This is a genomic window from Marinibacterium profundimaris, from assembly GCF_002210095.1.
GTDB lineage: Bacteria > Pseudomonadota > Alphaproteobacteria > Rhodobacterales > Rhodobacteraceae > Marinibacterium > Marinibacterium profundimaris.
This window is the reverse complement of the sequence record NZ_AQQR01000001.1, coordinates 238,466-264,776: the sequence shown is the minus strand read 5'-3', so window position 1 is coordinate 264,776 and position 26,311 is coordinate 238,466. Positions and strand designations below refer to the sequence as shown.

General features: G+C 65.7%; 20 protein-coding genes. 9 read left to right on the top strand and 11 right to left on the bottom strand.

What is annotated here, in order from left to right; genetic code table 11:
- The first annotated feature begins 110 nt into the window (after positions 1-110).
- Complete coding sequence (locus ATO3_RS01255; RefSeq protein WP_158217882.1) at positions 111-1,274, top strand: polysaccharide biosynthesis/export family protein; 1,164 nt, start codon at positions 111-113, stop codon at positions 1,272-1,274.
- A 227-nt stretch (positions 1,275-1,501) separates the two neighbouring features.
- A complete protein-coding gene (locus tag ATO3_RS01250) occupies positions 1,502-2,185 on the top strand; it encodes a sugar transferase (protein WP_088647977.1) in 684 nt (227 codons plus the stop codon).
- A 6-nt stretch (positions 2,186-2,191) separates the two neighbouring features.
- Here the strand turns inward: ATO3_RS01250 and ATO3_RS01245 are convergent, their stop codons facing one another.
- The gene (locus tag ATO3_RS01245; protein ID WP_088647976.1) at positions 2,192-4,228 is read right to left on the bottom strand and encodes an ASKHA domain-containing protein; all 2,037 of its coding nucleotides are present in this window, start codon (positions 4,226-4,228) and stop codon (positions 2,192-2,194) included.
- A 535-nt stretch (positions 4,229-4,763) separates the two neighbouring features.
- Between ATO3_RS01245 and guaB the strand changes: the two genes are divergently transcribed.
- The 3 genes from guaB (at position 4,764) to ATO3_RS01230 (ending at position 9,843) form a co-directional block, all read left to right on the top strand.
- Positions 4,764-6,212: an IMP dehydrogenase gene (gene guaB / locus ATO3_RS01240; protein WP_088647975.1), complete on the top strand. Its 1,449-nt coding sequence runs from the start codon at positions 4,764-4,766 to the stop codon at positions 6,210-6,212.
- A 4-nt stretch (positions 6,213-6,216) separates the two neighbouring features.
- Complete coding sequence (locus tag ATO3_RS01235) at positions 6,217-7,392, top strand: RsmB/NOP family class I SAM-dependent RNA methyltransferase (protein ID WP_088647974.1); 1,176 nt, start codon at positions 6,217-6,219, stop codon at positions 7,390-7,392.
- Positions 7,393-7,536: 144 nt separating this feature from the next.
- The gene (locus ATO3_RS01230) at positions 7,537-9,843 is read left to right on the top strand and encodes a hybrid sensor histidine kinase/response regulator (protein WP_408630794.1); all 2,307 of its coding nucleotides are present in this window, start codon (positions 7,537-7,539) and stop codon (positions 9,841-9,843) included.
- Positions 9,844-9,867: 24 nt separating this feature from the next.
- On the opposite strand, the gene ATO3_RS01225 is transcribed toward ATO3_RS01230, so the two are convergent.
- Positions 9,868-10,461 (bottom strand): gamma-glutamyl kinase, encoded by a 594-nt coding sequence (locus tag ATO3_RS01225; protein ID WP_088647973.1) that lies wholly within the window; start codon positions 10,459-10,461, stop codon positions 9,868-9,870.
- Between the two features lie 194 nt (positions 10,462-10,655).
- Between ATO3_RS01225 and recA the strand changes: the two genes are divergently transcribed.
- From recA to ATO3_RS01210, 3 genes are all read left to right on the top strand, one after another.
- The gene (gene recA, locus ATO3_RS01220; RefSeq protein WP_088647972.1) at positions 10,656-11,723 is read left to right on the top strand and encodes a recombinase RecA; all 1,068 of its coding nucleotides are present in this window, start codon (positions 10,656-10,658) and stop codon (positions 11,721-11,723) included.
- Between the two features lie 157 nt (positions 11,724-11,880).
- Entirely contained in the window at positions 11,881-14,553 is a 2,673-nt protein-coding gene (gene alaS, locus ATO3_RS01215; protein ID WP_088647971.1) for an alanine--tRNA ligase, read from the top strand.
- Positions 14,553-14,840 (top strand): DUF1330 domain-containing protein, encoded by a 288-nt coding sequence (locus tag ATO3_RS01210; protein WP_088647970.1) that lies wholly within the window; start codon positions 14,553-14,555, stop codon positions 14,838-14,840. The genes alaS and ATO3_RS01210 overlap by 1 nt, the downstream gene beginning before the upstream one ends.
- A 186-nt stretch (positions 14,841-15,026) precedes the next feature.
- On the opposite strand, the gene typA is transcribed toward ATO3_RS01210, so the two are convergent.
- From typA to ATO3_RS01185, 5 genes are all read right to left on the bottom strand, one after another.
- Entirely contained in the window at positions 15,027-16,847 is a 1,821-nt protein-coding gene (gene typA, locus ATO3_RS01205; protein ID WP_088647969.1) for a translational GTPase TypA, read from the bottom strand.
- 143 nt (positions 16,848-16,990) lie between these two features.
- The gene (locus tag ATO3_RS01200) at positions 16,991-17,989 is read right to left on the bottom strand and encodes a hypothetical protein (protein WP_233151990.1); all 999 of its coding nucleotides are present in this window, start codon (positions 17,987-17,989) and stop codon (positions 16,991-16,993) included.
- A 280-nt stretch (positions 17,990-18,269) separates the two neighbouring features.
- Positions 18,270-18,599: a DMT family transporter gene (locus ATO3_RS01195; RefSeq protein WP_088647967.1), complete on the bottom strand. Its 330-nt coding sequence runs from the start codon at positions 18,597-18,599 to the stop codon at positions 18,270-18,272.
- A gap of 347 nt (positions 18,600-18,946) precedes the next feature.
- Positions 18,947-19,561 carry a YitT family protein gene (locus ATO3_RS01190; protein ID WP_088647966.1) on the bottom strand — a complete coding sequence of 205 codons (615 nt, stop codon included), beginning with the start codon at positions 19,559-19,561 and terminating at the stop codon, positions 18,947-18,949.
- 103 nt (positions 19,562-19,664) lie between these two features.
- Complete coding sequence (locus ATO3_RS01185; RefSeq protein WP_088647965.1) at positions 19,665-20,879, bottom strand: NADP-dependent isocitrate dehydrogenase; 1,215 nt, start codon at positions 20,877-20,879, stop codon at positions 19,665-19,667.
- A gap of 268 nt (positions 20,880-21,147) precedes the next feature.
- On the opposite strand from ATO3_RS01185, the gene ATO3_RS01180 reads away from it, so the two are divergent.
- The gene (locus tag ATO3_RS01180; protein ID WP_088647964.1) at positions 21,148-21,879 is read left to right on the top strand and encodes a heme-dependent oxidative N-demethylase family protein; all 732 of its coding nucleotides are present in this window, start codon (positions 21,148-21,150) and stop codon (positions 21,877-21,879) included.
- Between the two features lie 51 nt (positions 21,880-21,930).
- Here ATO3_RS01180 and ATO3_RS01175 read toward each other — a convergent pair whose 3' ends face one another.
- The 4 genes from ATO3_RS01175 to ATO3_RS01160 all read right to left on the bottom strand — a co-directional run bounded on the left by ATO3_RS01175 (position 21,931) and on the right by ATO3_RS01160 (position 26,193).
- Positions 21,931-22,731 carry a lytic murein transglycosylase gene (locus ATO3_RS01175; RefSeq protein WP_088647963.1) on the bottom strand — a complete coding sequence of 267 codons (801 nt, stop codon included), beginning with the start codon at positions 22,729-22,731 and terminating at the stop codon, positions 21,931-21,933.
- A 248-nt stretch (positions 22,732-22,979) separates the two neighbouring features.
- A complete protein-coding gene (locus tag ATO3_RS01170) occupies positions 22,980-24,224 on the bottom strand; it encodes an Hsp70 family protein (protein WP_088647962.1) in 1,245 nt (414 codons plus the stop codon).
- Positions 24,225-24,381: 157 nt separating this feature from the next.
- Positions 24,382-25,788, bottom strand: a complete 1,407-nt coding sequence (gene glnA / locus ATO3_RS01165) for a type I glutamate--ammonia ligase (RefSeq protein WP_088647961.1) — start codon at positions 25,786-25,788, stop codon at positions 24,382-24,384.
- Between the two features lie 66 nt (positions 25,789-25,854).
- Entirely contained in the window at positions 25,855-26,193 is a 339-nt protein-coding gene (locus ATO3_RS01160; RefSeq protein WP_088647960.1) for a P-II family nitrogen regulator, read from the bottom strand.
- Positions 26,194-26,311: the final 118 nt, after the last annotated feature.

The following is a 26,311-nucleotide window of genomic DNA, read 5'->3' as shown; positions in this document are numbered from 1 at the left end:
GCCGTCGGGGCGCGGGCGTCTTGTCAGGCCCGGGATATCGCGAATACGCCCTTGCCCGACGCGGCGTCTTCGGCAAGACTTTACTATCTGAAGTTGAGTGGAGCGGTCGCGTGATCAAATGGTTTGCCTTACCCGCCACCGTCTGCCTGGGCCTGTCGGCCTGCGGCGGCGGCGGGCCCACGACCGAGGCGATCGTCGCCGGGGCAGGCCAGGTCATCGGCAGCCGCGCGGCCGGCACGCCGGATCCCGCGGCCTCCTACGTGCTGGTCGAGGTCGACCGCTCCATCGCCCAGTCCGTCACCCGCGCCACCCGCGACCTGCAGGCGCGCGCCTTCCACGACGTGGGCGGGCCCGAACGGGTGGCCATCGGGCGGGGCGACGTGGTGCAGATCTCGATCGTGTCTTCGAGCGAGACGGGCTATGTCGACTTCACCACCGCCTCGCTGTCACCGATCAACCAGACCTCTCTGGTGCCGCAGCAGGTCGGCCGCGACGGCGAGCTGCGGGTGCCGCCGCTGGGCCTGGTGCGCGCCGCCGGCATGACGGTGGACGAGTTCGAGCAGGCGCTGACCGAACAGCTGCAAACCGTCCTGGTGGACCCCGCCGCCATCGTCGAGATCGTCGACCGGCAAAGCGCCAAGGTCGCGGTGGTCGGCAAGGTGGAGGTTCCGGGGCGGATCTCGATCGACGATGCCAACCTGAGGCTGCTGGACATGATCACCGCCGCGGGCGGGCCGACCGACCGGTCCGAGGACCTGCGCGTGCGGCTGTCGCGCCGGGGGGTGACGCGGACCGCGCTGCTCGAAGACGTGCTGGGCGCGCCGGGGCTGAATGTCTATGTCCGGCCCGGCGACGTGATCGAGGTCGAGACGCCGGAGAACCGGGTCACCATCCTGGGCGCCGGCGGGCGCAGCAACGAGACGCTGCTGCTCAACCGCCCCGACGATACCCTGGTCGATGTGCTGGGCGGGGCCGGGGGGCTGGCCAATCGCACCGCCGACCGCACCGGCGTGTTCCTCTACCGTGACACACCCGCGCCGGCCATGGCCGCGCTGGGGGTCGACGCGCGGGGCTACCCCGGCCCGACGGTGCCCACCGTCTTCCGCTTCGACCTGTCGACGCCGGAGTCGTTCTTTGCGGCGAAATCCTTCGAGGTGGCGGATGGCGACATCCTGTACCTGGCCGCCAGCTTCCGCGACGCGGTCGAGGCGTTTTCGACCTTTGTGCCCTTGCCCCAGACCTATGTGTCGGACCTGACGATTTCGAGCCCGTAGCAGGGGCGGGAATTGCGTTGGGCGTTAATGAAATATTCACTCAATTCCCCCATTTTGCGATTCCCTAATTAACGGAATTTTAACAATAATTACCAAAACTGTAATGGGTGCGACATTTCGTGTGTTCTCCTTATGTCCTTTTTACAACCTGGGATAGTGTATTTATCGAAGACCCGGGCCAGCCGGAAAGGCCGGCCGTTTTCCTGGTAGAAAACCGAGGTCTTGCGATGTCCGATTTCATCGTGCCGTTGACTGCACCCGAATCCATCCCGTACGGGCGTCACCTGGCCGGGGGCGTTCCCCGGACGGGGCAGGGCGGGTGGCTCTACCGTTCGGGAAAGTTCGTCATCGACAGGGTCCTGGCGCTGCTGGCCCTGCCGCTGATCCTCGTGGTGGGCGCGACGCTTCTGGTGCTGAACCCCGTCCTCAATCCCGGCCCGCTGTTCTTCCGCCAGGAGCGGATGGGCCGCGGCCGCGTGACCTTCACCATGTGGAAGTTCCGCACCATGACCCCGGCCGCGCCGGGCCTGCAGCGGGCGGCCGACACCGGGGTGGAGACCGACCGCATCACCCGGCTGGGCGCCGTGCTGCGGACCTACCGGATCGATGAATTGCCGAATTTCCTCAACGTGCTGACCGGAGAGATGAGCGTGATCGGCCCGCGCCCGGATGCCGCGCATCATGCTCGCCACTTCCTTGAGCAGATCCCCCATTACGCCGCCCGCTACGCCGCGCGCCCCGGGATCACCGGGCTGGCGCAGGTGGAGGCAGGCTATGCCGAGGGGGTCGAGGCCACCGCGCGCAAGGCGGCCTATGACGAGATCTACGTCGCCCGCGCCTCGCTGGCGCTGGACCTGCGGATCCTGCTGCGGACCGTCACGGTCGTGGCCAGCGGCTCCGGCGCGCGCTAGGGCGGCTCAGCTCTTCCGCCGCCGGCGACGGCCTTCCCTTTCGCCGCTGGTGTTGAACGACACCTTCGGCAGGGTCACGATGGAGGCGAGCTCGGGGAAGGTGTCGGTGGCATGGGGGATCGCGTTGGCGGCCACGAAGTGTTCCTGGAAGCGCGGCTCGATCGCGGTCTCGACCTTGGTGATCTTGCCCACGACATCCTCGATCTCGGCCCGGGCGGCGCGGTTGCACAGCGCGATCCGCGCGCCGGTGCCGGCGGCATTGCCGGCGCTGGTGACCTTGTCCAGCGGCGCGTCGGGGATCATGCCCAGCACCATCGCGTGCTTGGGCGAGATATGCGCCCCGAAGGCCCCGGCCAGTACCACGCGGTCGACCTTGTCGACGCCCATCTCGTCCATCAGCAGCCGCGCGCCGGCATAAAGCGCCGATTTCGCCAGCTGGATCGCCCGGATGTCGCCCTGGGTCACGGTGATGCGCGGCCCGCCATCGGCCGATCCGTCATGGATCAGATAGGCATGGGTCCGCCCGTCCGCCTCGCAGCGCGGCGTGCCGACCTGCTCGGCCGAGCCGATCAGCCCGCCCGGATCCAGGATCCCGGCGATGCGCATCTCGGCCACCGCTTCGATGATGCCGGAGCCGCAGATGCCGGTGATGCCTCCCTTGCCGACCGCGGCCTCGAACCCCGGATCGTCCGACCACAGGTCGCAGCCGATGACACGGAACCGCGGCTCCTTGGTCTCGGGGTTGATCTCGATCTTTTCGATGGCGCCGGGCGCGGCGCGCTGGCCAGACGAGATCTGCGCCCCCTCGAAGGCCGGCCCGGTGGGCGAGGAACAGGCAAGCACGCGGCTGGTGTCGCCCAGCAGGATCTCGGCATTGGTGCCCACGTCGACGACCAGGACCAGGTCCTCGGACTTGCCCGGCTCCTCCGACAGTGCCACCGCGGCGGCGTCGGCGCCCACGTGGCCTGCGATGCAGGGCAGCATGTAGGCCCGCGCGCGGGCGTTCATCGCCGACAGGTCCAGCTCTGATGCGGGCAGCGAGAGCGACTGCGAGGTGGTCAGCGCAAAGGGCGCCTGGCCCAGTTCCACCGGGTCGAGCCCCAGCAGCAGGTGGTGCATCACCGGGTTGCAGACAAAGACCACCTCGAGGATCAGCGCCGGGTCGATCTCGGCCTCTTGGGCGATGGCGGTGATCAGGTCGTTGAGCGCCTCGCGAACGGCGCGCGTCATCTCGGCATCGCCGCCGGGGTTCATCATCGCGTAGGACACCCGGCTCATCAGGTCCTCGCCAAAGCGGATCTGCGGGTTCATCAGGCCCGAGGAGGCGACGACCGCGCCATTGTCCAGGTCGGTCAGATGCGCCGCGATGGTGGTCGAGCCAAGGTCGATCGCCAACCCGTAAAGCCCGCCTTCATGCAGGCCGGGCCAGATCTCGACGATCTTCGGCGCGGTGGCCGTGTGATCCTGGAACACCGCCACGGTCACCTGCCAGCCGCCCTTGCGCAGCACGCCCTGCAGTTTGGCCAGCAGGGTCAGATCGGCGGTGGTGCCCTCCACGCCCCATTGCTCGGCCAGGGCCTTCTGAAGCCGTTCGAAATCGCCCGAAGGCTCGTGCATGTCCGGCTCGGCCACGGTGACGAAATGCAGGCGGGTGGCGGCATCCATGGCAATCACCCGTTCCGTGGCCGCCTTGCGCACCACCTGGCGGTGCACCTGGCTTTCCTGCGGCACATCGATTACGACGTCGCCCATGATCTGCGCCTGGCAGCCCAGCCGGCGGCCCTGTTTCAGCCCGCGCTTTTCGTCATAACGCTGCTCGACCTTGTTCCACTCCGACAGCGCGTCGTCCCGTACCGTCACCCCGTGCTTGGAGAAATCCCCGTAGGCCGGCGTGACCTGGCATTTCGAACAGATCCCGCGCCCGCCGCAGACCGAATCCAGGTCGACGCCAAGCTGCCGGGCCGCCGTCAGAACTGGGGTTCCGGCGGGAAACCGGCCGCGTTTTCCGGATGGCGTGAAGACGACGAGGGGATCCTGGGACATGTCTGCTCCGTGGGTCTGGGTCTGCCGGACCATAGTCACCTGCGCTCCGGTGAAAAGGCGGCAGCCGCCACTTTCTCGCCCGTCCGCGCCTTTTTCCCGCCCGTGCCGAGCCGATCAGCACCCCGTCGGGCCCCCCGGGCGGGCGCCGCCGCATGCCCCTTGCCATGGCCCGCTCCGCGGCCTCCCGCGCCACGTCCCCTGGTTCTTCTTGGTCCAAATACTCCATCCCGCACCCGCCACACGCGTGCGATCGGGCCGGTGGCGCCCAAGGTCGCCGCAGCGGCTCCCCAGGGCCGACCTCGCGCCTGCCGGCCGGTCCGGTGTGCCGCGCCCCTGTCTTCACCTTTGCCCAAATACCTCGATCCCGCGCTGTCGACCCGCGCCGCGCCAGGGGCATTTCGCCAGCACCGCGAAAACGCATAGCCGTTCTGCATTTCCGCCCAAGCACGACAATATGTTGAGCCGCCTCTTTTCCCGCCCTCGAAATCATGCCATAGGGTCGCCGCCAAACGAGCTATTGCATGGGACGAGACAGATGCAGATTCGCGAGGCCCTCACCTTTGACGACGTGCTCCTGGTTCCTGCGGCCTCCTCCGTGCTGCCGGCTGACGCCGACACCTCCACGCAGGTGACCCGGGATATCCGGATGAACATACCGTTGCTGTCCAGCGCGATGGACACGGTCACCGAAAGCCGCATGGCCATCGCCATGGCCCAGGCCGGCGGGATCGGCGTGATCCATCGCAACCTGGATATCGACACCCAGGCCGACGAGGTCCGCCGGGTGAAGCGGTTCGAAAGCGGCATCGTCTACAACCCGGTGACCCTGACCGCCAACCAGACCCTGGCCGATGCCCAGGCGCTGCGCGAACGCTACAACGTCTCGGGCTTTCCGGTGGTGGACGAGGCCGGCCGCGTGGTCGGCATCGTGACCAACCGCGACATGCGCTTCGCCTCGGACGACCGCACGCCCGTCAACGTGATGATGACGACCAAGGACCTGGCGATCCTGCACGAACCGGCCGACCGCGAAGAGGCGATCTCGCTCATGAAGGCGCGCCGGATCGAGAAACTGCTGATCACCGACGGCTCCGGCAAGCTGACCGGCCTGCTGACGCTGAAGGACACCGAGCAATCGGTGCTGAACCCCACCGCCTGCAAGGATCAGCTTGGCCGCCTGCGTGTCGCTGCCGCCTCCACCGTGGGCGACGCCGGCTTTGCCCGGTCCGAGGCGCTGGTGGATGCCGGCGTCGACATGATCGTCATCGACACCGCCCATGGCCATTCCGCCGGCGTGGCCGATGCGGTGCGCCGCGCCAAGATGCTGTCGAACGAGGTCCAGGTTGTGGCCGGAAACGTCGCCACCGCCGAAGGCACACGTGCCCTGATCGATGCCGGCGCCGATGCGATCAAGGTCGGCATCGGCCCGGGTTCCATCTGCACCACGCGGATGGTCGCGGGGGTCGGCGTGCCGCAGCTGACGGCCGTGATGGATTGCGCCGCCGCGGCCGGGGACGTGCCGGTCATCGCCGATGGCGGCATCAAGTTCTCGGGCGACTTCGCCAAGGCCATCGCCGCCGGCGCCTCCTGCGCCATGGTCGGCTCGATGATCGCGGGCACCGACGAAAGCCCGGGCGAGGTCATCCTCTACCAGGGCCGCAGCTACAAATCCTATCGCGGCATGGGCTCGCTTGGCGCCATGGCGCGGGGCTCGGCCGACCGGTATTTCCAGAAGGATGCCGCCAGCGACAAGCTGGTGCCCGAGGGGATCGAGGGGCAGGTGGCCTACAAGGGCTCGGCCGGCGCCGTGATTCACCAGCTGGTCGGCGGTCTGCGCGCGGCCATGGGCTACACCGGCTGCGGTACCATCGAAGAGATGCGCAGCAAGTGCGAATTCGTCCGGATCACGGGCGCGGGGCTGAAGGAAAGCCACGTGCACGACGTGCAGATCACCCGCGAATCGCCCAATTACCGCGCGATGTAAGCCGGTGACCCCGGCCGCGCGGGTCCAGGCCGCCATCGAGGTGCTCGACCGGATCGGGTCTGGCGCCGCCACCGAACAGGCTTTGACCGCCTGGGCGCGGGGGGCGCGCTATGCCGGGTCCAAGGACCGCGCCGCCGTGCGCGACCATGTCTTCGGCGCGATCCGCTGCCGCCGGTCCTTCGCCGCGCTTGGTGGCGGAACGGATGGCCGGTCGATCATGATCGGCGCCCTGCGCGCCGCCGGACTGCCGCTGGACGAGATGTTTTCCGGCGCTCCGCACGCACCGGCGCCTCTGAGCGCGGCGGAACGCGCCGCGGGCCACGCCCCCGAAGGTACGGACCGGCTTGACCTGCCGGACTGGCTCTGGCCGCTGTTCCAGGAAAGCCTCGGCGACGCCGCCGAACCCGCCGCCCTGGCCCTGCGCGGCCGCGCGGGCGTGCATCTGCGGGTCAACACCGCGTGCGGCGACCGCGACAGCGCCATCGCCCGGCTGGCCGAGGACGGTGTCACGGCCCAGCCTCATCCCGCCGCCACGACTGCGCTCGCCGTCACCGAAGGCGCCCGCCGCATCCGCCAGGGCAGGGCCTATGCCGAGGGGTTGGTGGAACTGCAGGACGCCGCAAGCCAGGCTCTGGTCGAGGCTTTGCCCCTGCGCCCCGGCCAAAGCGTTCTGGACTATTGCGCCGGCGGTGGCGGCAAGGCGTTGGCGATGGCCGCGACGGGCGGTCTGACGATCACGGCCCATGACGCCGATCCCCGCCGCATGCGCGATCTGCCTGCGCGCGCCGATCGCGCCGGTGCCGCGATCGGGCTGGCCGAGACCGGCAGTCTGGCCGACCTCGGCCCCTTCGACCTTGTCCTGTGCGACGCGCCCTGTTCCGGCAGCGGATCCTGGCGGCGCGCCCCGGATGCCAAGTGGGACCTGACGCCGGACCGGCTGGACGACCTCTGCGCACTTCAGGCCGAAATTCTCGATGCCGCGGTGCCGCTTGTGGCGCCCGGCGGCGTGCTGGCCTACGCGACATGTTCCGTCCTGCGGCCCGAAAACGGCGACCAGATCGCCGGTTTCCTTGTCCGTCACGGCGACTGGTCCGTGCAATCGACCCGGGATTGGCCCGTGACCGAAGGAGATCTTGGCACCGACGGCTTTCATTTGTCCGTATTGACGCGAAAGAGCTGATCAAAATACAATCTCAGGTGGAATGCCGGAGGGGATTGAGGCCGCGCCACGGCGTCGCACGTGCGAGGCTGATGTTAAGACGCAATTAATTGCCACTGGCCCAGAAAGAACGAAGCATGATTCTCTGGCCCAGGAGGCAGATGCGTGTTCAGTCGCGACCCGGCGACCCTGACCAACCTGAACGCGATGGTCCCCGAGCGGGGCCGGGCCGTAATCCTCTTTGCCCTGGCCATTGCCCTTGTCGCCTATGCCACGCTGGCCGCACCCAACCTGGTGATCAGCCGCGCCTCTCTGGCCATCGGCGGCACGCTGGTGCTGACCGGCGCCGTGATCGGCGTGATCCGTCTGATCGATGGCCGCGCCCGGCGCATCGCGATCGACATGCTGGAACGGTTCATGGCCGACGACACCACGCCGGCCTTTCTCGTCACCACCAAGGGCGAGATCCGGTCCCGCAACCCCGCCGCGCGCAGGCGGTTCACCGACTTTGACGCCAATACCTTTGCCGACGCCCTGCGCGCCACCTTTGCCAACCCGGCTGCCGTGTTCTTTCGCCTGCAGACCCGCGCACAGGAGGCCGGCGCCGCGAAGGAGGACATCGCGACACGTACGGGCGTGTTGCGCCTGTCGGTCCACCGGCTGGAGCCGGACCAGTATCTCTGGCGGATCGAGGACATGCCCGACCGTGTCGCGTCGGGCCGCAGTGCGGATTCGCTGCCCGTCCCGGTGCTGACGGTGGGGCGCAACAACACCGTGCTCTACATGAATGAGGCCGCGCGCCGTCTGATCGGCGAACGGATCAAGTCGCTCGACCGGCTGTTCCAGGAAAGCCCGCCGCGTCAGGGGGAGGTCAACACGATCACCACTGCCAGTGGCCCGGCGCAGGTCGTCGTTTCCGAGTTCGAGGCCAGCGCGGGGCGGCGCGAGATCTACCTGACCAGCCTGAAGGACCTTGTCGGCGCGCAGGAAGCCGCGTTCGAGACGATGCCCGTCGCTCTGATGAAACTGGGCCGCGACGGCAAGATCCTGGCCTGCAACCGCGGTGCCATGCGCCTGCTGGGCGAACAGGCGGCAGAGGCGACCTGGCTCAGTGATGTCATGCAGGGGCTGGGCCGCCCGATCCGCGAGTGGCTGCGCGAAACGCTGAGCAGCGGGGCCTCAGGCTCCTCGGAATTCCTGCGCCTGTCGCGCTCGGACCGCGAGGTCTTTGTCCAGGTCACGCTGAACCCGATCCAGGAGGGCGGCGAGGCGGCGCTGATGGCGGTGCTGAACGACGCGACAGAGCTGAAGACGCTCGAGGCGCAGTTCGTGCAAAGCCAGAAGATGCAGGCCATCGGCCAGCTTGCAGGCGGCGTGGCCCATGATTTCAACAATCTTCTGACCGCGATTTCGGGCCATTGCGACCTTCTGCTGCTGCGCCATGACCAGGGTGACCAGGATTACGGCGACCTCGTGCAGATCCACCAGAACGCCAACCGCGCGGCGGCGCTTGTCAGCCAGCTGCTGGCGTTCTCGCGCAAGCAGACCCTGCGGCCCGAGGTGCTGGACCTGCGCGACACGCTGTCGGACCTGACACACCTGCTGAACCGTCTGGTGGGCGAGAAGGTGACGCTGACGCTGAGCCACGACCCGGTGCTGCGTTCGATCCGCGCGGACAAGCGGCAGTTGGAACAGGTGTTGATGAACCTTGTCGTCAATGCCCGCGATGCCATGCCCCAGGGCGGCGAGATCCGGATCGAGACGGAGATGGTCAACCTCGACAACGCGATCGAGCGCAACCGGGCGACCGTCCCTCCGGGAGAATACGTCACGGTGAAGGTAAGCGATTGCGGCCTGGGCATCCCGCCCGACAAGCTGCAGAAGATCTTCGAACCTTTCTACACGACAAAGCGCACCGGCGAAGGCACCGGCCTTGGTCTCTCCACCGTCTATGGCATCATCAAGCAGACCGGCGGTTACATCTTCGTCGACAGCAGTCAGGGGCAGGGGTCCGTCTTTACCATCTACCTGCCGGTGCACGAGGAAATGCCGTCCACGCAGCCGGCCCGGTCCGTCCAGCCCGCCGCCGCGCAGGCCGCCAAACATGGAGAGGGTGTCGTGCTGTTGGTCGAGGACGAGGCGCCGGTACGTGCCTTTGCCTCGCGCGCGCTGCGCCTGCGCGGCTACACGGTGCTGGAGGCGGCCTCGGCCGAGGACGCGCTGAAGACGCTGGATGACCCGAACGTGACCGTGGATCTTTTTGTCACCGACGTGGTGATGCCCGGCATGGATGGCCCAAGCTGGGTGAAAAAGGCGCTGGAGGACCGGCCGGGCGTGCGCGTGGTCTTCGTTTCCGGCTATGCAGAGGGCGCCCTGGGCGAGGAGGACACCGCGATCCCCAATTCCGTTTTCCTGCCCAAGCCGTTCTCGCTGAGTGAGCTGGCCGAGACGGTGCACCGGCAGCTGAATTGAGCGGGCAGGGGCGCCGGGCGCCTTTCAGGGGATCGAGTCGTAAAGCTCGAATTCCTCGTGGAATTTCTGCCGCAGCCGCTTCTCCACCCCCGGCGACAGGGTCAGCTCCATGTGGGGTGAGACATTTTCGGATGTCGTCGCGAATGTCTGCCCCAGCCGTTCGGCCAGGAAGGCATCCAGCCGCGCCCGATCTTCATAGCGGAACATATGCGTGACGCCGGTGCCGTTGGGCCGCGGCTCGAGGAACCGGCTTTGCCGCCCCACATTGGCGAATCCCGGCGGGTCCCCTTTCATATAGGCCCGCACGAAATCGTCGAATGACACGTCGTGGGTCGCGTTGGGCTTGCCCGTCATGAAATCCCGCCTGCGGTAGCGGTACCAGCTGCCCAGCCACGAGACCGGTTCACGCATCACCGCCAGCGTCTCCATCTCGACGCCACAGACCTTTTCGAACATCGGGCGGAAGAAGCGGTTGTAGCGATAGACCGGCGCATGTTTCAGCTCGGGAGGATCAGAGACGACGATATCGGCGCGATCGCGCAAGGCCAGTTCATAGGCCGTCGTCCCGGTCTTGGGGACCGACAGGAACACCAGACGTTCCTTAAAGAAAACAAGCACCTGGCGCCTCCTTTCCGCCCCGGGGCACGGGAGCGATCGGTCGTAAACTACTCTTTAACACTGCTGCGAGAAAGTGGGATGTGGAGAATTCTATTGAAATGTTCCCCCTTTGATCCCATAAAGAACAAGAGGCGAACAAACCAGCGATTGCCGCCCGGCAATGCGTGTGACAAGAAAGACAAGGATCGAACAGGATGGCGGACCTTCTCACGATGACCGGCAAGAAAAGCGCGGACAAGCAAAAGGCGCTCGACAGCGCCCTGGCCCAGATCGAGCGGCAGTTCGGCAAGGGCTCGATCATGAAGCTCGGCGACGAAGGTGCCGTGCAGGAGATCGAGGCCAGCTCGACCGGTTCGCTGGGGCTCGATATCGCGCTGGGGATCGGCGGCCTGCCGATGGGGCGGATCGTCGAGATCTACGGCCCCGAAAGTTCGGGCAAGACCACGCTGACCCTGCATTGCGTGGCCGAACAGCAGAAAAAGGGCGGCGTCTGCGCCTTTGTCGACGCCGAACACGCGCTGGACCCGCAATATGCGCGCAAGCTGGGCGTGGACTTGGATGAACTCCTGATCTCGCAGCCCGACACCGGCGAACAGGCACTCGAGATCACCGATACGCTGGTGCGCTCCGGCGCGGTCAACCTGGTCGTGGTCGATTCGGTCGCGGCGCTGACCCCGAAATCCGAGCTTGAAGGCGACATGGGCGACAGCAGCGTCGGTGTGCAGGCCCGGCTGATGAGCCAGGCGATGCGCAAGCTGACCGGCTCGATCAGCAAGTCGCGCTGCATGGTGATCTTCATCAACCAGATCCGGATGAAGATCGGCGTCATGTTCGGCTCGCCCGAGACGACGACGGGCGGCAACGCGCTGAAGTTCTACTCCTCCGTCCGGCTGGACATCCGTCGCATCGGCGCGATCAAGGACCGCGACGAGGTGGTCGGCAACGCCACCCGGGTGAAGGTCGTCAAGAACAAGGTCGCACCGCCGTTCCGCGAGGTGGAATTCGACATCATGTATGGCGAAGGCATCTCCAAGATGGGCGAGCTTCTCGACCTGGGCGTGAAGGCCGGGGTGGTGCAGAAATCCGGATCGTGGTTCAGCTATGGCGATGAACGCATCGGGCAGGGGCGTGAGAACGCCAAGCAGTTCCTGCGCGAAAACCAGGCCATGGCGCTTGAAATCGAGGACAAGATCCGCGCATCGCACGGGCTGGAATTCGATGTCGGCAAGCCCGGCGACGACGAGGACATCCTCGAAGCCTGAGACCCGCCGGGGGCGTTCGGATGCCCCCGGATTTCAGATCGGGTTTCACTCTGGGCCAGGATCGGACCCAAGTGCCATGGACTTGAGGGGACGGGGCAGATAAACCGTCGCGAGACGACCTTTCTGCCCCTCAATTTCTTCGCGGCGACCCAGACCCATGGCCTCACTCAACGACATCCGGTCCACCTTCCTGAATTACTTCCAGCGCAACGGCCACGAGATCGTCGCGAGCAGCCCGCTTGTGCCGCGCAACGACCCGACGCTGATGTTCGTCAATTCGGGAATGGTGCAGTTCAAGAACCTGTTCACGGGCGTCGAAACCCGTGACTACCAGCGCGCGACCACCTCGCAGAAATGCGTGCGCGCCGGCGGCAAACACAACGATCTCGACAATGTCGGCTATACCGCGCGCCACCATACCTTCTTTGAAATGCTGGGGAATTTCTCGTTCGGTGATTATTTCAAGGACGACGCAATCCCCTTCGCCTGGGAGCTGGTGACGGAGGACTTCGGGATCGATCCGAAGCGGCTTTACACCACCGTCTACCACACGGACGACGAGGCCTTCGAGATCTGGAAGAAGGTCGGCGTGCCCGAAGACCGGATCATCCGGATCGCGACGTCGGACAATTTCTGGCAGATGGGTCCCACGGGCCCCTGCGGCCCCTGCACCGAGATCTTCTACGACCACGGCGATCACATCTGGGGCGGTCCTCCGGGCAGCCCGGAGGAGGACGGCGACCGGTTCATCGAGATCTGGAACGTCGTCTTCATGCAGAACGAACAGTTCGAGGACGGCTCCATGCGTCCGCTCGACATGCAATCGATCGACACCGGCATGGGGCTGGAACGGATCGGCGCGCTGCTGCAGGGCAAGCACGACAATTACGACACCGACCTGATGCGCGCCCTGATCGAGGCCAGCGCCGATGCGACCAGCGCCGATCCGGACGGGCCGGGCAAGATGCATCACCGGGTCATCGCCGACCACCTGCGTTCGACCTCCTTCCTGATCGCCGATGGCGTGATGCCGTCGAACGACGGGCGCGGCTATGTGCTGCGCCGGATCATGCGCCGTGCCATGCGCCACGCGCATCTGCTGGGCGCCAAGGATCCGCTGATGCACCGGCTGGTGCCGGCGCTCGTGCATCAGATGGGCGCCGCCTATCCGGAACTTGGCCGCGCGCAGCCGATGATCGAAGAGACGCTGAAGCTGGAGGAAACCCGTTTCAAGCAGACGCTCGATCGCGGGCTGAAGCTGCTCGACGACGAACTTGGCGGCTTGGCCGAAGACGCCGCGCTGCCGGGCGAAGCGGCGTTCAAGCTTTACGATACATATGGTTTCCCGCTCGACCTGACGCAGGATGCCCTGCGCGAAAAGGGGCGCGAGGTTGATGTCGCGGGCTTCGATGCGGCCATGGCCGATCAGAAGGCCAAGGCGCGCGCGGCCTGGTCAGGCTCGGGCGAGGCGGCGGACAATGCCGTCTGGTTCGACATACTGGATGACCACGGCGCGACCGATTTCCTGGGCTACGATACCGAAGCGGCCGAGGCCCAGGTGCTGGCACTTGTCGGGGACGGCGCCCTGGTGCCCGCGCTGAAGCAGGGTGAAACCGGCTGGGTCGTCACCAACCAAAGCCCGTTCTACGGCGAATCCGGGGGGCAGGTGGGCGACACCGGCCTGATCCGTCGGATCGATGACCGTGACGACGTCACCGCGGTCGAGGACACGCGCAAATTCGCCGATGGCAAGATCACGGCCCACCGGGTGACGGTCGAACGCGGCACGCTCAGCAAGGGCGATCCGGTCGCGCTCGAGGTCGACCACCATCGCCGCAGCGCGATTCGCGCGAACCACTCGGCGACCCACCTGCTGCACGAGGCTCTGCGCCGTGCCCTGGGCGATCACGTCGCACAGCGCGGCTCTCTCAATGCGCCGGACCGGTTGCGGTTTGACTTCAGCCACGCCAAGGCGCTGAGCGCGGAAGAGATGCAGCAGGTCCAGGAAGAGGTGAACGCCTTCATCCGCCAGAATTCCACCGTCGAGACCCGGATCATGACGCCGGATGACGCGCGCTCCATCGGGGCGCAGGCGCTCTTTGGCGAGAAATACGGCGACGAGGTGCGCGTGGTATCCATGGGGCTTGACCCCGAAAGCGGCAAGGGCGGCAATGGTGCGACCTATTCGATCGAACTGTGCGGCGGCACCCATGTGCGCCAGACCGGCGATATCGGCCTCTTCATGATGCTGGGCGACAGCGCTTCCAGCGCTGGCGTCCGCCGGATCGAGGCGCTGACCGGACAGGCCGCTCTTCGCTATTTCGAAACGCAGGACCGTCAGTTGAACGCCACGGCCGTCGCGCTGAAAACTCAGCCGGGTGATGTGCCCGCACGGGTCCAGGCGCTGCTTGAAGAACGGCGCAGCCTGGCGAACGAGGTCGCGCAGCTGCGGCGCGATCTCGCCATGGCCGGCGGCGGCTCCGCTGCGCCGGAGGCCCGCGAGATCAACGGTGTGAAACTCATCGCCCAGGTCCTGAACGGGGTGACGGGCAAGGATCTTCCGGCGCTGATCGACGAACACAAGTCCCGCCTTGGCGACAAGGCGGCGGTGCTGCTGATCGCCGATACCGGTGGCAAGGCCGCAGTGGCGGCGGGCCTGTCTGCGGACCTGGCCGGCAGCCTGTCGGCCGTGGACCTTGTCCGCGCCGCGGTGGCGGAGCTGGGCGGCAAGGGTGGCGGCGGCCGGCCGGACATGGCGCAGGGCGGCGGCCCCAGCGCCGACAATGCCGAGGCGGCCATCGCCGCGGCGGAAAAGGTGCTGGAGGGATAATGGCGGCGCTCTGGATTGCTCATGTGACGGTCTCCGACGCGGAGGCCTACGGCAAATACGCGGAACTGGCCGGACCGGCCATCGCGCAACACGGCGGAACCTTCATTGCCCGCGGCGGCCGCTACGTGCAGCTCGAAGGCACCGATCGCCCGCGCAACGTGGTGGCCCGCTTCCCCTCGGTCGAGGCGGCGGTGGAGTGCTACAACTCGCCGGAATACCAGGCCGCGCTCGACCACGCGCGCGGTGCCTCGGAACGCGATCTTCTGGTCGTTGAAATCACCGAATAAGTCCGACCGAAGAGGCAGGGCACCACGCCCCCTGTTTCTTCTTGGCCGAAATACCTCCGGGGGAGTCCGCCAGCGGCGGACGGGGGCAGAGCCCCCAGAGCGCTTTCAACCCACACCACATTCGCCTGAAACGGAAACAGCGCCCCACGTGGGGACGCTGCTGTTCTCTGCTTTGCGAGGTTGGCCTCAGCTTGCTGCCTTGGCCGCCCGCTTGCGCTCGTGCGGGTCGAGGAACCGCTTGCGCAGGCGCACCGCGTTCGGCGTGACCTCGACCAGCTCGTCGTCGTCGATATAGGCGATCGCCTCTTCCAGCGACATGGTCACCGGGGTGGTCAGACGTACCGCGTCGTCGGTGCCCGAGGCGCGCACGTTGGTCAGCTTCTTGCCCTTCAGCGGGTTCACTTCCAGATCGTTGTCGCGGGAATGTTCGCCGATGATCATGCCGGTGTAGACATCCGCCTGCGCGCCGATGAACATCTTGCCGCGCTCTTCCAGGTTCCACAGCGCATAGGCCACCGACTGGCCGTTCTCCATCGAGATCAGAACGCCCGCGCGGCGGCCCGGGATGGCGCCCTTGTGCGGGGCCCAGTCGTGGAACACCCGGTTCAGCACGCCGGTGCCGCGGGTGTCGGTCAGGAATTCGCCGTGATAGCCGATCAGCCCGCGCGAGGGGACATGCGCGATGATCCGGGTCTTGCCGGCGCCGGCCGGGCGCATCTCGACCAGTTCGCCCTTGCGGACGCCGGTCAGCTTCTCGATCACCGTGCCGGAATATTCGTCATCCACGTCGACGGTGACTTCCTCGATCGGCTCCAGCCTCTGGCCGTTCTCTTCGCGCAGCAGGACCTGCGGGCGCGAGATCGACAGCTCGAACCCTTCGCGGCGCATGTTCTCGATCAGGACGCCCATCTGCAGTTCACCGCGGCCGGCGACCTCGAAGGCCTCGCCGCCGGGCGTGTCGGTCACGCGGATGGCGACGTTCAGCTCGGCCTCTTTCATCAGGCGGTCGCGGATGACGCGGCTTTGCACCTTCTTGCCGTCACGGCCCGCCAGGGGCGAATCGTTGATGCCGAAGGTCACCGTGATGGTCGGCGGATCGATCGGCTGGGCGGGCAGGGCCTCGGTCACTTCGGGCGAGACGATGCTGTCGGCCACGGTCGCCTTGGACATCCCCGCGAGCGAGACGATGTCGCCGGCCTCGGCCTGGTCGATTGGCTGCTGGCCCAGGCCGCGGAAGGCAAGGATCTTGGAGGCGCGGAAGCTTTCGATCTGCGTGCCGTCGCGCGACAGGGCCTTGACCGTGTCGCCGGTCTTCAGCGTGCCGCTTTCGACGCGGCCGGTCAGGATCCGGCCCAGGAAGGGATCGGCGCCCAGCGTGGTTGCCAGCATGCGGAAGGGGTCATTGCGCTGCGCCACCTGTTTCGGAGCAGGCACGTGATCGACGACAAGGCTGAACAGCGCATCCAGGTTCTCGTGCGGATCGTCCAGGTCGGCCACGGCCCAGCCGGCGCGGCCCGAGGCATAAAGCACCGGGAAATCAAGCTGGTCGTCATCGGCGCCCAGGTTCGCGAAAAGGTCAAAGACCTCGTCCAGCGCGCGGTCGGGTTCGGCGTCAGGCTTGTCGACCTTGTTCAGCACCACGATCGGGCGAAGGCCAAGGGCAAGCGCCTTCGAGGTCACGAATTTCGTCTGCGGCATCGGCCCTTCGGCCGCGTCCACCAGCAGGACGACGCCATCGACCATCGACAGGATCCGTTCCACCTCGCCACCGAAATCGGCGTGGCCGGGGGTGTCGACGATGTTGATGCGCTTGTCCTTCCATTCGACGCTCGTGCACTTGGCGAGAATGGTGATGCCGCGTTCGCGTTCCAGGTCATTGCTGTCCATGGCCCGTTCGGCCACGGCCTGGTTTTCGCGGAACGCGCCGGATTGTTTGAGAAGCTCGTCCACCAGCGTGGTCTTGCCGTGGTCGACGTGAGCGATAATCGCGATGTTGCGGAGATCCATGAAAAACGGCCTTATCGAGGGTTGCCCGGCGGATACCTCGCAGTTGCAGAAAAGGCCAGAAGAAAGTCGGGGCCCCGGCAAAGGGACCCCGACGTCGCGTGCGGTTATCGGCCTTGGGGCGGCGGAACGCGCGCCCTTTCGACTTAGCTGTGGTGCGAGAACCCGCCGAACAAGCGGCCTTCGTCGCGATGCGAACCGCCCGAGCGGGCGCCGAAGAAGGCGGCGGCGGCGGCGACGAACATCGCGGCGGTCAGCACGAAGCCGGACAGAACAGCACTGATGCGGGCGGTGTTGGCCGCTTCGCGCGCGGTTTCCTCGGCCTCGTCCAGGGCGGCCTGCGCCTCGGCCCGCATCTCCTGTGCGGCTGCAACGGCCTCGTCGATGCGGGTGTTGACCTCGTCCTGGCTCAGCGTGGTGCGGTCGGCGATCTCGGCGACAAGATACTCGCGGTCGTCGGGATTGATCTCGCCGGTGCGGATGACCTCATAGATCACCTGGCGCGTTTCGTCGGTCAGCGGATCGCCGGCGGCGTCAGTCGTCTCGGGGACCTGGGCCGGCACACCGCGCAGCAGGCGCGAGTTGATGTATTCGGCCGGGTTCTGCTGCAGACCTTCCGGCAGGTAGTCCGACAGCGAGCCGTCGCCCTGTGCCATGGCGCTTGCGCCGTCGGCTGCGGCGGAGGCGGCGGTGCCCACGGCCTGCGCGGCGCCACTGGCGACATTGCCGGCGAGCCGAGCGGTGCCCGAGATGACGGAACCGATCAGAACGGCGCCCAGAAGAGCACCGAGTGCCCAGACGATGAGACCGTGCAGCCCGTCACGGGCCTTCACTTCGTCGCCCGAGGCGCCGTCCATGCGGCGGCGCATGCGTCCGGCGACATAACCACCGGCGCCGTAACTGGCGATAAGCGTAAGAACGAGCCAGAGGCCGGTGATCACCATGCCGGCGATGCCCCAGCCTTCGTTGGGATAGGGCGAGGCGGTGCTCAGCCCGAGTGCCGCGCCGAAACCGGCGAAGACGAAGGCGATCGCCGCGGCGACGACGGCGCCGGCGATGATGGCTGGCCAGTCCACGTATGAGCCGGGGAGCGTGCGCGCTGGCGCGGTCTCGGCGGCCATGTGGTTGGTGCTGATATCAGTCATGAAATGTGCTCCGATGCGCTCAGGCGAGGCCGATAAGCGACAGGACGGCGAGCACGACGACGACGAGGCCAACCAGATAGATGATTGAATGCATTGGAATTCTCCCCAGATTGCTAGGTTGCGCGGACGTGGGCCGCGATCATCTGGGCAACGTCTTGTCCTGCGACATGGTTCCGACCAATCTGCCGGGATCGGCCTTCTGCAGGGTCATCTTCGCGGGTCGGGACGGGCCGGCTTTCGCGCGGATCCCGTTCCGGATCAGGGGGTTGTCATCGGCGGGTCAGTGCGTCGAGCTATCGGAAAAAAGGTGGATCACGCCGATACCGGCCAGGATCAGAGCCAGGCCAAGCACGGCCGGAAGGTCCAGCTTCTGACCAAATATCACCCATCCGATGACCGCGATCAGAACGATCCCCAGCCCGGACCATATGGCATAGACGATCCCCACGGGCATGGTCCGCAATGTCAGCGACATGAAATAGAACGCCCCGGCATAACCCACGACCACCAGGAGGGACGGGACGAGCCGCGTGAACTGTTGGCTGGCCTGCAGGGCCGAGGTGCCGATGGTTTCGCAGACGACTGCGATAACGAGGAAGATGTAGTGCATGGAACCGGGCCTTGTTCACGGTGATGTGCTGCCCTCATGCCCCCGCATGGCAGCAAAAGGCAAGAAACTGTCTGCCAATCACAAGACCACGGGTCAGGTATCGTGCGATCCGGACCCAAGACGAGGCATGGTGTCATCGGTGACCGTTCTCTACGGCTTTTTTGCAAGCGGGGGCGGAAGCCGGAGCCAGGCTGGCCGTCATTCCCCAGAAGGACGGGGGCAGGGCTGTCATGTCTCGTCGATACTGACCCGAAGGCACTCACGGACTGGGCGCGTGGAACCTGACCGCGCGCCCTTTTTTATTCAATCCAGTCACTTGCAGGGCGATATTCACCTTTGGCGGGTTCTTATGTCGCGATGTACCGGTCGCGCCGGTGGTTGAAGGTGATCACCAGGTTCAGCACCACGGCGCCCAGCAGCGACCAGGCCACCGCTTCCAGCGGAAACAACAGTGCTGCGACCGCGAAGATCACCGCATCGACGATCAGCTGAACATAACCCGCCTTGAACCCGGTGCTGTCCTGCACGTAAAGCGCAACGACCCCCAGCCCGCCAAGCGAGCCATTGTGCCGGAACATCGCCAGCAGCCCGATGCCCACGGTCGTCCCGAAGGCCACCGCCGCCAGCAGCGGATCGAGTTTCTCGAACGTCAGCCCAAGCGGCATGAGGTCTGTCAGAACCGACAAGAGCGTCACGGAAATCAATGATTTCAAAGTGAATTCCAGGCCCAGACGTTTCCAGGCGAAGAAGTAGAACGGAAGGTTGATCGCGAAGAACACCGTGCCGAAGCTGAACCCCGTAAGATAGGACAGGATCACGGCCACCCCCGCCGTCTGACCTGTGATCAGCCCGGCGGTGGTGAGAAACTGGATCCCGAGAGAGCTGAGAAACAGCCCGATGCCCAGGCCCTGGACATCGTCCAGCAGCGTATGATCGACAGGTTCAGAATGTTCCGTTTGCATGCGCAGAAATTGGGACAGCTTTGCTGACCTGTCAAGTCCCCGTCGCCGTGACGCGGCGCTTTGGTGTCCCGACAGGGGGGCCTGCCGGGACCGGGTGCCCGACTTAGCCCGCCAGCGCGCGGTTGAGGTTCTCGTCGACCTTTTCCAGGAAGCCCATCGTGGTCAGCCAGCCCTGGTCGGGACCGACCAGCAGCGCGAGGTCCTTGGTCATAAACCCGTCCTCGACGGTCTGCACCACGGTGTTTTCCAGCGTCTTGGCGAAGGACATCAGCGCGATGTTCTCGTCCAGCTTGGCGCGATGCTTCAGCGCGCCGGTCCAGGCGTAGATCGAGGCGATGGAATTGGTGGAGGTCGACTTGCCTTCCTGGTGCTGCCGGTAATGCCGCGTGACGGTGCCATGCGCGGCCTCGGCCTCGACGATCTTTCCGTCCGGCGTCATCAGCTGCGAGGTCATCAGCCCCAGCGAGCCAAAGCCCTGCGCCACGGTATCCGACTGTACGTCGCCATCGTAGTTCTTGCAGGCCCAGACGAATTTCCCGTTCCATTTCAGGGCACAGGCGACCATGTCGTCGATCAGCCGGTGTTCGTACCAGATCCCGGCATCCTTGAACTTCTCGGCGAATTCCTCCTCGTAGACCTTCTGGAACAGGTCCTTGAACCGGCCGTCATAGGCCTTGAGGATCGTGTTCTTGGTCGACAGATACACCGGCCAGCCCAGCGACAGCCCGTAGTTCAGCGAGGCGCGGGCGAAATCCATGATGCTGTCGTCAAGGTTGTACATCGCCTGATAGACCCCGGCAGACGGCGCGTCGAAGACGACCTTTTCGATCACCTGGCCATCTTCGCCTTCGTATTTCATCGTCAGCCGGCCCTTGCCGGGAAAGTGGAAATCGGTGGCCTTGTACTGATCGCCAAAGGCATGCCGGCCGACCACGATGGGCGAGGTCCAGCCGGGCACCAGCCGCGGCACGTTCTTGCAGATGATCGGCTGGCGGAAGACGACGCCGCCCAGAATGTTGCGGATCGTGCCGTTGGGGCTGCGCCACATCTGCTTCAGGCCGAATTCCTCGACCCGCGCCTCGTCCGGGGTGATCGTGGCGCATTTCACGCCGACACCGACCTCCTTGATCTTCTCTGCCGCGTCGATGGTGATCTGGTCTTCGGTCCGGTCGCGTTCCTCGATGCCCAGATCGTAATACAGCAGGTCGAGGTCGAGATAGGGCAGGATCAGCTTGTCCTTGATGAATTGCCAGATGATGCGCGTCATCTCGTCCCCGTCCATCTCGACGACGGGGTTGTCCACCTTGATCTTGGTCATTGGCCTGGTCCCTTTGGGCTTGGGGGAATCGATGCTCTTGCGTGGTTTACCGCATGAAGCATGACCAGAACGTAATGTATACCTTTGTATGCAGTCTGGAGTGCGGCCGTAAGGGCTGACCTGCGCAGGGAATGTGCGCCTGCGTCCCAAGGATGGGCGCGGCGTGACCGTCCTGTAAACAGGCACCCTCGCGACCTTGCGACGCGCCGGGGCCAAGGCGCGTCGGGTCGCGATTGCGGGCCTTGGCCGGTGCGCCTAGAACACCTGCATGACAGCCGTTCTTCAGACCTCCTTGCCCTATGATCACCGCGCGCGGCCCCCGCTTCCGGGGATCAAGCCACTGGGCGACGCGCCCTGGCTGATCCGGGACGAGGCCCATGCCGGCCAGATGGCCGAGCGCGACAGGCTTTTGCGCGACCACCGCGACAAGGTCTGCCTGATGGACGAACGCGCCCGCCCGGCGGCCAAAGAGCTGCTGGACATGGTGCTGGACGACCAGTTTCCCGGGGCCGGCGAAGTCGTGACCCGGGCCGATGGCGTCACCGTGGCGATCGACCGCGGCGATCCGATGGGGACGCTGGGCCGGCTGGTGCAAGAGGATTTCTGCATACTCGAACGGGGCGAGGCCGAGGCGGAGCATGTGCTGACCGCCGGAGTGCTGTGCTTTCCGGCCAGCTGGACGCTGTCGGAGAAGTTCATGCGGCCGCTCGTCCGCATCCACGTGCCGGTCGCGTCCTACGACGACGGCATCGCGCGGCGGGTGCAGCGGTTGTTCGACGGGATCCAGCCGGGGCGGCCGCTTTGGCGGTTCAACGTGCTGAATTATGCCGATCCCACGCTGTTCCAGCCTCTGAGCGAATCCGCCAAGCGGGATCACCGGCGCAAGGGGCCGTTTCCCTACCTGCGTTCAGAGCGGCAGAGCCTTGTCCGCTTGCCACGGACCCGCGCCGTGGCCTTCACGATCCACACCTACGTGCTGGCGACGGACGCGCTGGAATAGGCCGGGGGCCCCACGACGGGCTAGAGCCCCGGGCCCGGCTGGCGGATCGCGTCAGCCGTCGATCTGCGCGGCGACGATGGCGATGGTCTGCTGATAGACGGTGGCCGCGTTCCATTCCTGCAGCACGCGGTAGTTGGGCTGCCCCTGCTGATAGCCCTGGCCCGGCTGCCAGCCCTTCTGCCGCAGGTAATTCGCGGTCGAGGCCATGGCATCGCTGAGATTGTAGAAATCCACCTTGCCGTCGCCGTTGCCGTCCACGCCATAGGTCAGCGCATTGCCGGGCAGGAACTGGGTGTGCCCCAGCTCTCCGTGCCGGGCGCCCAGAGTTTGCTGAGAGATCGAGCCCATGTCGACCAGCTTCAGCGCGCCGATGGCATGGGGGATGAAAAATTCGGAGCGGCGGCAATCATAGGCCAGCGTCACGATGGCCGAGACGACCTGACTGTCGCCCATGAAGCGGCCAAAGCCGGTTTCCATCCCGTGGATCGTGATCAGAACGCCTGCCGGCACGCCGTAGATCCGTTCGAGCGAGGCGTAGAATTGCGGGTTTGCGGCCTTGCGCTGGCGCCCCTGGCTGGCGATCACGTTGGCGCCGCGGATCTCCATGAACTTCTCAAGCGAGTAGCGGAAGCTTTTCTGGTTGCGGTCGGCCGAGATGGTGCGCGAGGCATATTGCGATTGCGCCAGGGCGTTGAGCCCGGGTTGTCGGACACCGTTGGCCTGGGCCACGCGGGCGAAATCGGTCTTCCAAGCGTTGAACCCGGCGCTGGTGTTGCCACAGCTCTGGGCCATGGCGCCACCGGCGAAAAGACCGGAGAGGCTGACAATAAGGGCGGAAACAATGAAACGCATGACCATATCCTTGACGAATTGTCCTTGAAGCGACGGTATCGCAGGGTCACCGGACCGCCCAAGCGAAATTTGTGCGGGCCGACGAGGTCGTCAAGACTGCGGGCCCGGTCCGGCGTCGGGCATCTGCATGAAATATACTTAAAATCAAGTTACTGACGACCGCAGTTAACCTAGAACAATCGTCGCCTAGGCACCGCAAGCGCATGTTCACAGCCCCGTGGACGCCCCGAAAGTCCCTTCGGCCCTATTCAGGCGAATGCGATATCCGCCGAAAGCGCCAGCCCGTCGGCCACGCCGGTCAGCGCCTTGCCGCTGTCCACGCGGGCGTTCGGGCAGACCTGCGCGACCGCGTCCTGCACCGCATGCATCAGCGACGAGCCACCCACCAGCACGATCCGGTCCACCGCCCCCGGTGCTATCTGGGCCAGCCGCAGCGTCTCGGCCGCGGCCTCCGCGATGCCGCGCATCGCCTCGGACAGGTCGTTCTGCATCGCCTCGGGGCTCAGCGGCACCGACAGGCCGCGTTCCACCATGTCCAGCAGGATCCGCGTGGACTCTCCGGCATTCACGGCGATCTTCCCGCGCTCGACCGCAAAGGCAAGATCATGGCCCAGCTCTTCCTCCAGAACCGTGACCAGCCGCTTCAGCTTCTGCGGTTCGACCGCCTGATGGGCCAGCTCACGGGCCATGCGCCGGGTGTCTGCGGTGTAAAGAAAGGGGATCATCGCCCAGGTGGCCAGGTCGTTGAAGATCCGCGCGGGGGCGGGCAGGGTCTCGTTGCCCATGGTGTTGCGGATCGCGCTGCCGCGGCCAAGTTCTGGCATGACATGGTCGATCGAGATCCGGCGGTCGAAATCGGTGCCGCCGATGCGCACGCCGTGGCTGGCCAGGATCATGGCATCGCCGCTGGCGCCCTGTTCGAAGGCGGTGAAATCCGAGGTGCCGCCGCCGATATCGACGATCAGGCCCGTGCCGGGCGCGGGCGGCGTCGCGCGCAGCGCGGCCTCGGGTTCGTACATGAACCGCACCTCGTCGAACCCCGCGGCCAGGTAGCAGGCGCGCAGATCCTCCTCGGCCCGGGCGTTGCGCGCGTCATCGCCGGTATGAAAGCGCACCGGCCGCCCCGACAGTGCGCGGGTGTATTCCTGCCCCGTGGCCACCTCGGCCCGGGTCTTCAGCTCGGCCAGGAAGCCTGCGATGATATGCACGAAGGTCATCCGCCGGCCCTGGATGCGGCGTTCCTCGTGCATCAGCGCGGTGCCCAGCACGGATTTCAGCGAGCGCATGAAGCGGCCTTCGTCGCCCTCGATCAGTGCCTGGGTCGCACGGCGGCCGATGTCCATGCCGGTGCCGTCCTCTTCGAAGAAAACGGCGGTGGGCAGGGTCTGTTCGCCGGGCTCCAGTTCGATCAGGAGGGGCCGGCCGTCGACGGCGATGCCGGCGGCGGAGTTCGAGGTGCCGAAGTCGATACCCAAGGTCGCGGGGCCTGTCATGGTCCGCTCCTTTCACTGGTCAGAAGGAAGAAGGCGAGCGACGTAGCCGAAGGCCATGCGCCGCGCAAGTCCAAAGGAACGGGGGCCGCATGGAAAGGGCCCCCGCAACGCGAAAGGGCGCCCCGAAAGGCGCCCTTCCCGTGATCCCCGACGGGGATCAGCAGCTGTAGTAAAGCTTGTATTCCACCGGGTGCGGCGTGTGCTCGTAGGCTTCGATCTCTTCCATCTTGAGCTCGATGTAGCCTTCGATCTGGTCCTTGGTGAAGACGTCGCCGGCCAGCAGGAAGTCCATGTCGGCTTCCAGCTCTTCGAGCGCCTCACGCAGCGAACCGCAGACCGTGGGGATACCTGCCAGCTCTTCCGGGGGAAGGTCGTACAGGTTCTTGTCCATGGCTTCGCCCGGATCGATCTTGTTCTTGATGCCGTCGAGGCCGGCCATCAGGAGCGCCGAGAAGCACAGGTAGGGGTTTGCCGACGGATCGGGGAAACGGGCCTCGACGCGCTTGGCCTTCGGCGATTCCGCCCACGGGATCCGGATGCAGCCCGACCGGTTGCGGGCCGAATAGGCGCGCAGAACGGGGGCTTCGAAGCCCGGGATCAGGCGCTTGTAGGAGTTGGTCGAGGGGTTCGTAAAGGCGTTCAGGGCCTTGGCGTGCTTCAGGATGCCGCCGATGAACCACAGGGCCTCGTCCGAGAGATCCGCGTACTTGTCACCTGCAAAGAGCGGCTTGCCGTCCTTCCAGATCGACATGTTCACGTGCATGCCGGTGCCGTTGTCGCCGGCGATCGGCTTCGGCATGAAGGTGGCCGACTTGCCATAGGCATGGGCAACGTTGTGGATGACGTACTTGTACTTCTGAAGCTCGTCGGCCTGCTTGGTGACCGTGCCGAAGATCAGGCCCAGCTCGTGCTGGCAGGACGCCACTTCGTGGTGGTGCTTGTCGACCTTCATGCCCAGGCGCTTCATCGTCGACAGCATTTCCGAACGCAGGTCCTGCGCTTCGTCGGTCGGGTTGACCGGGAAGTAGCCGCCCTTGATGCCGGGGCGATGGCCCATGTTGCCGGTTTCGAACTCGGTGTCCGAGTTCCATGCCGCGTCCGTCGCGTCGACCTCGAAGGAGACCTTGTTCATCCCGACCGAGTAGCGGACGTCGTCGAACAGGAAGAATTCGGCTTCGGGGCCCATGAAGGCGCTGTCGCCGATGCCGCTTTCGATCAGGTACTTCTCGGCCTTCTCGGCGGTGCCGCGCGGGTCACGCTCGTAGGGTTCGCCGGTGTCGGGTTCCACGACAGAGCAATGGATGCACAGGGTCTTCTCGGCATAGAACGGGTCGATATAGGCCGATTCCGTGTCGGGCATCAGCTTCATGTCGGAGGCTTCGATCGATTTCCAGCCCGCGATGGAGGAGCCGTCGAACATGAAGCCCTCGTCGAGGAAATCCTCGTCCACCTGGTCGGCCATCACCGTCACGTGCTGCAGCTTGCCACGCGGATCGGTGAACCGGATGTCGACATAGGCGACGTCCTCGTCCGCGATCGTCTTAAGAACTGCGTCCTTGCTCATTCCCTGTGTTCCTCTCGTTTGGAATGTCGTGCAAATTCAGGGCTGGTCAGTGCTGGCCCGGGCTCGTCAGAGCGCGTCCGATCCGGTCTCGCCGGTCCGGATGCGCACGGTCTGTTCGACAGCCGTGACGAAAATCTTGCCGTCGCCGATCTTGTCGGTCTTGGCAGCGCCGATGATGGCTTCGATCGCGGGGTCGACGAGCTCGTCGTCAAGCACGACCTCGATCTTCACCTTCGGCAGGAAGTCGACCACGTATTCAGCGCCGCGGTAGAGTTCGGTATGGCCTTTTTGCCGACCAAAGCCCTTCACCTCGATCACGCTGAGCCCCTGCACACCGACGTCCTGAAGGGCCTCCTTCACCTCGTCGAGCTTGAAGGGTTTGATGATCGCTTCGATTTTCTTCATGGGGGTCTCCTCGCAACCATGTAGAGGTCGGCAGAACATTTCTTGTACGCGGCCACAATCGACTAAGGTCGGGGTGCCGGGAGGTGCCCGGAGATTCCTCAGCTGCCGCCCTTAATCT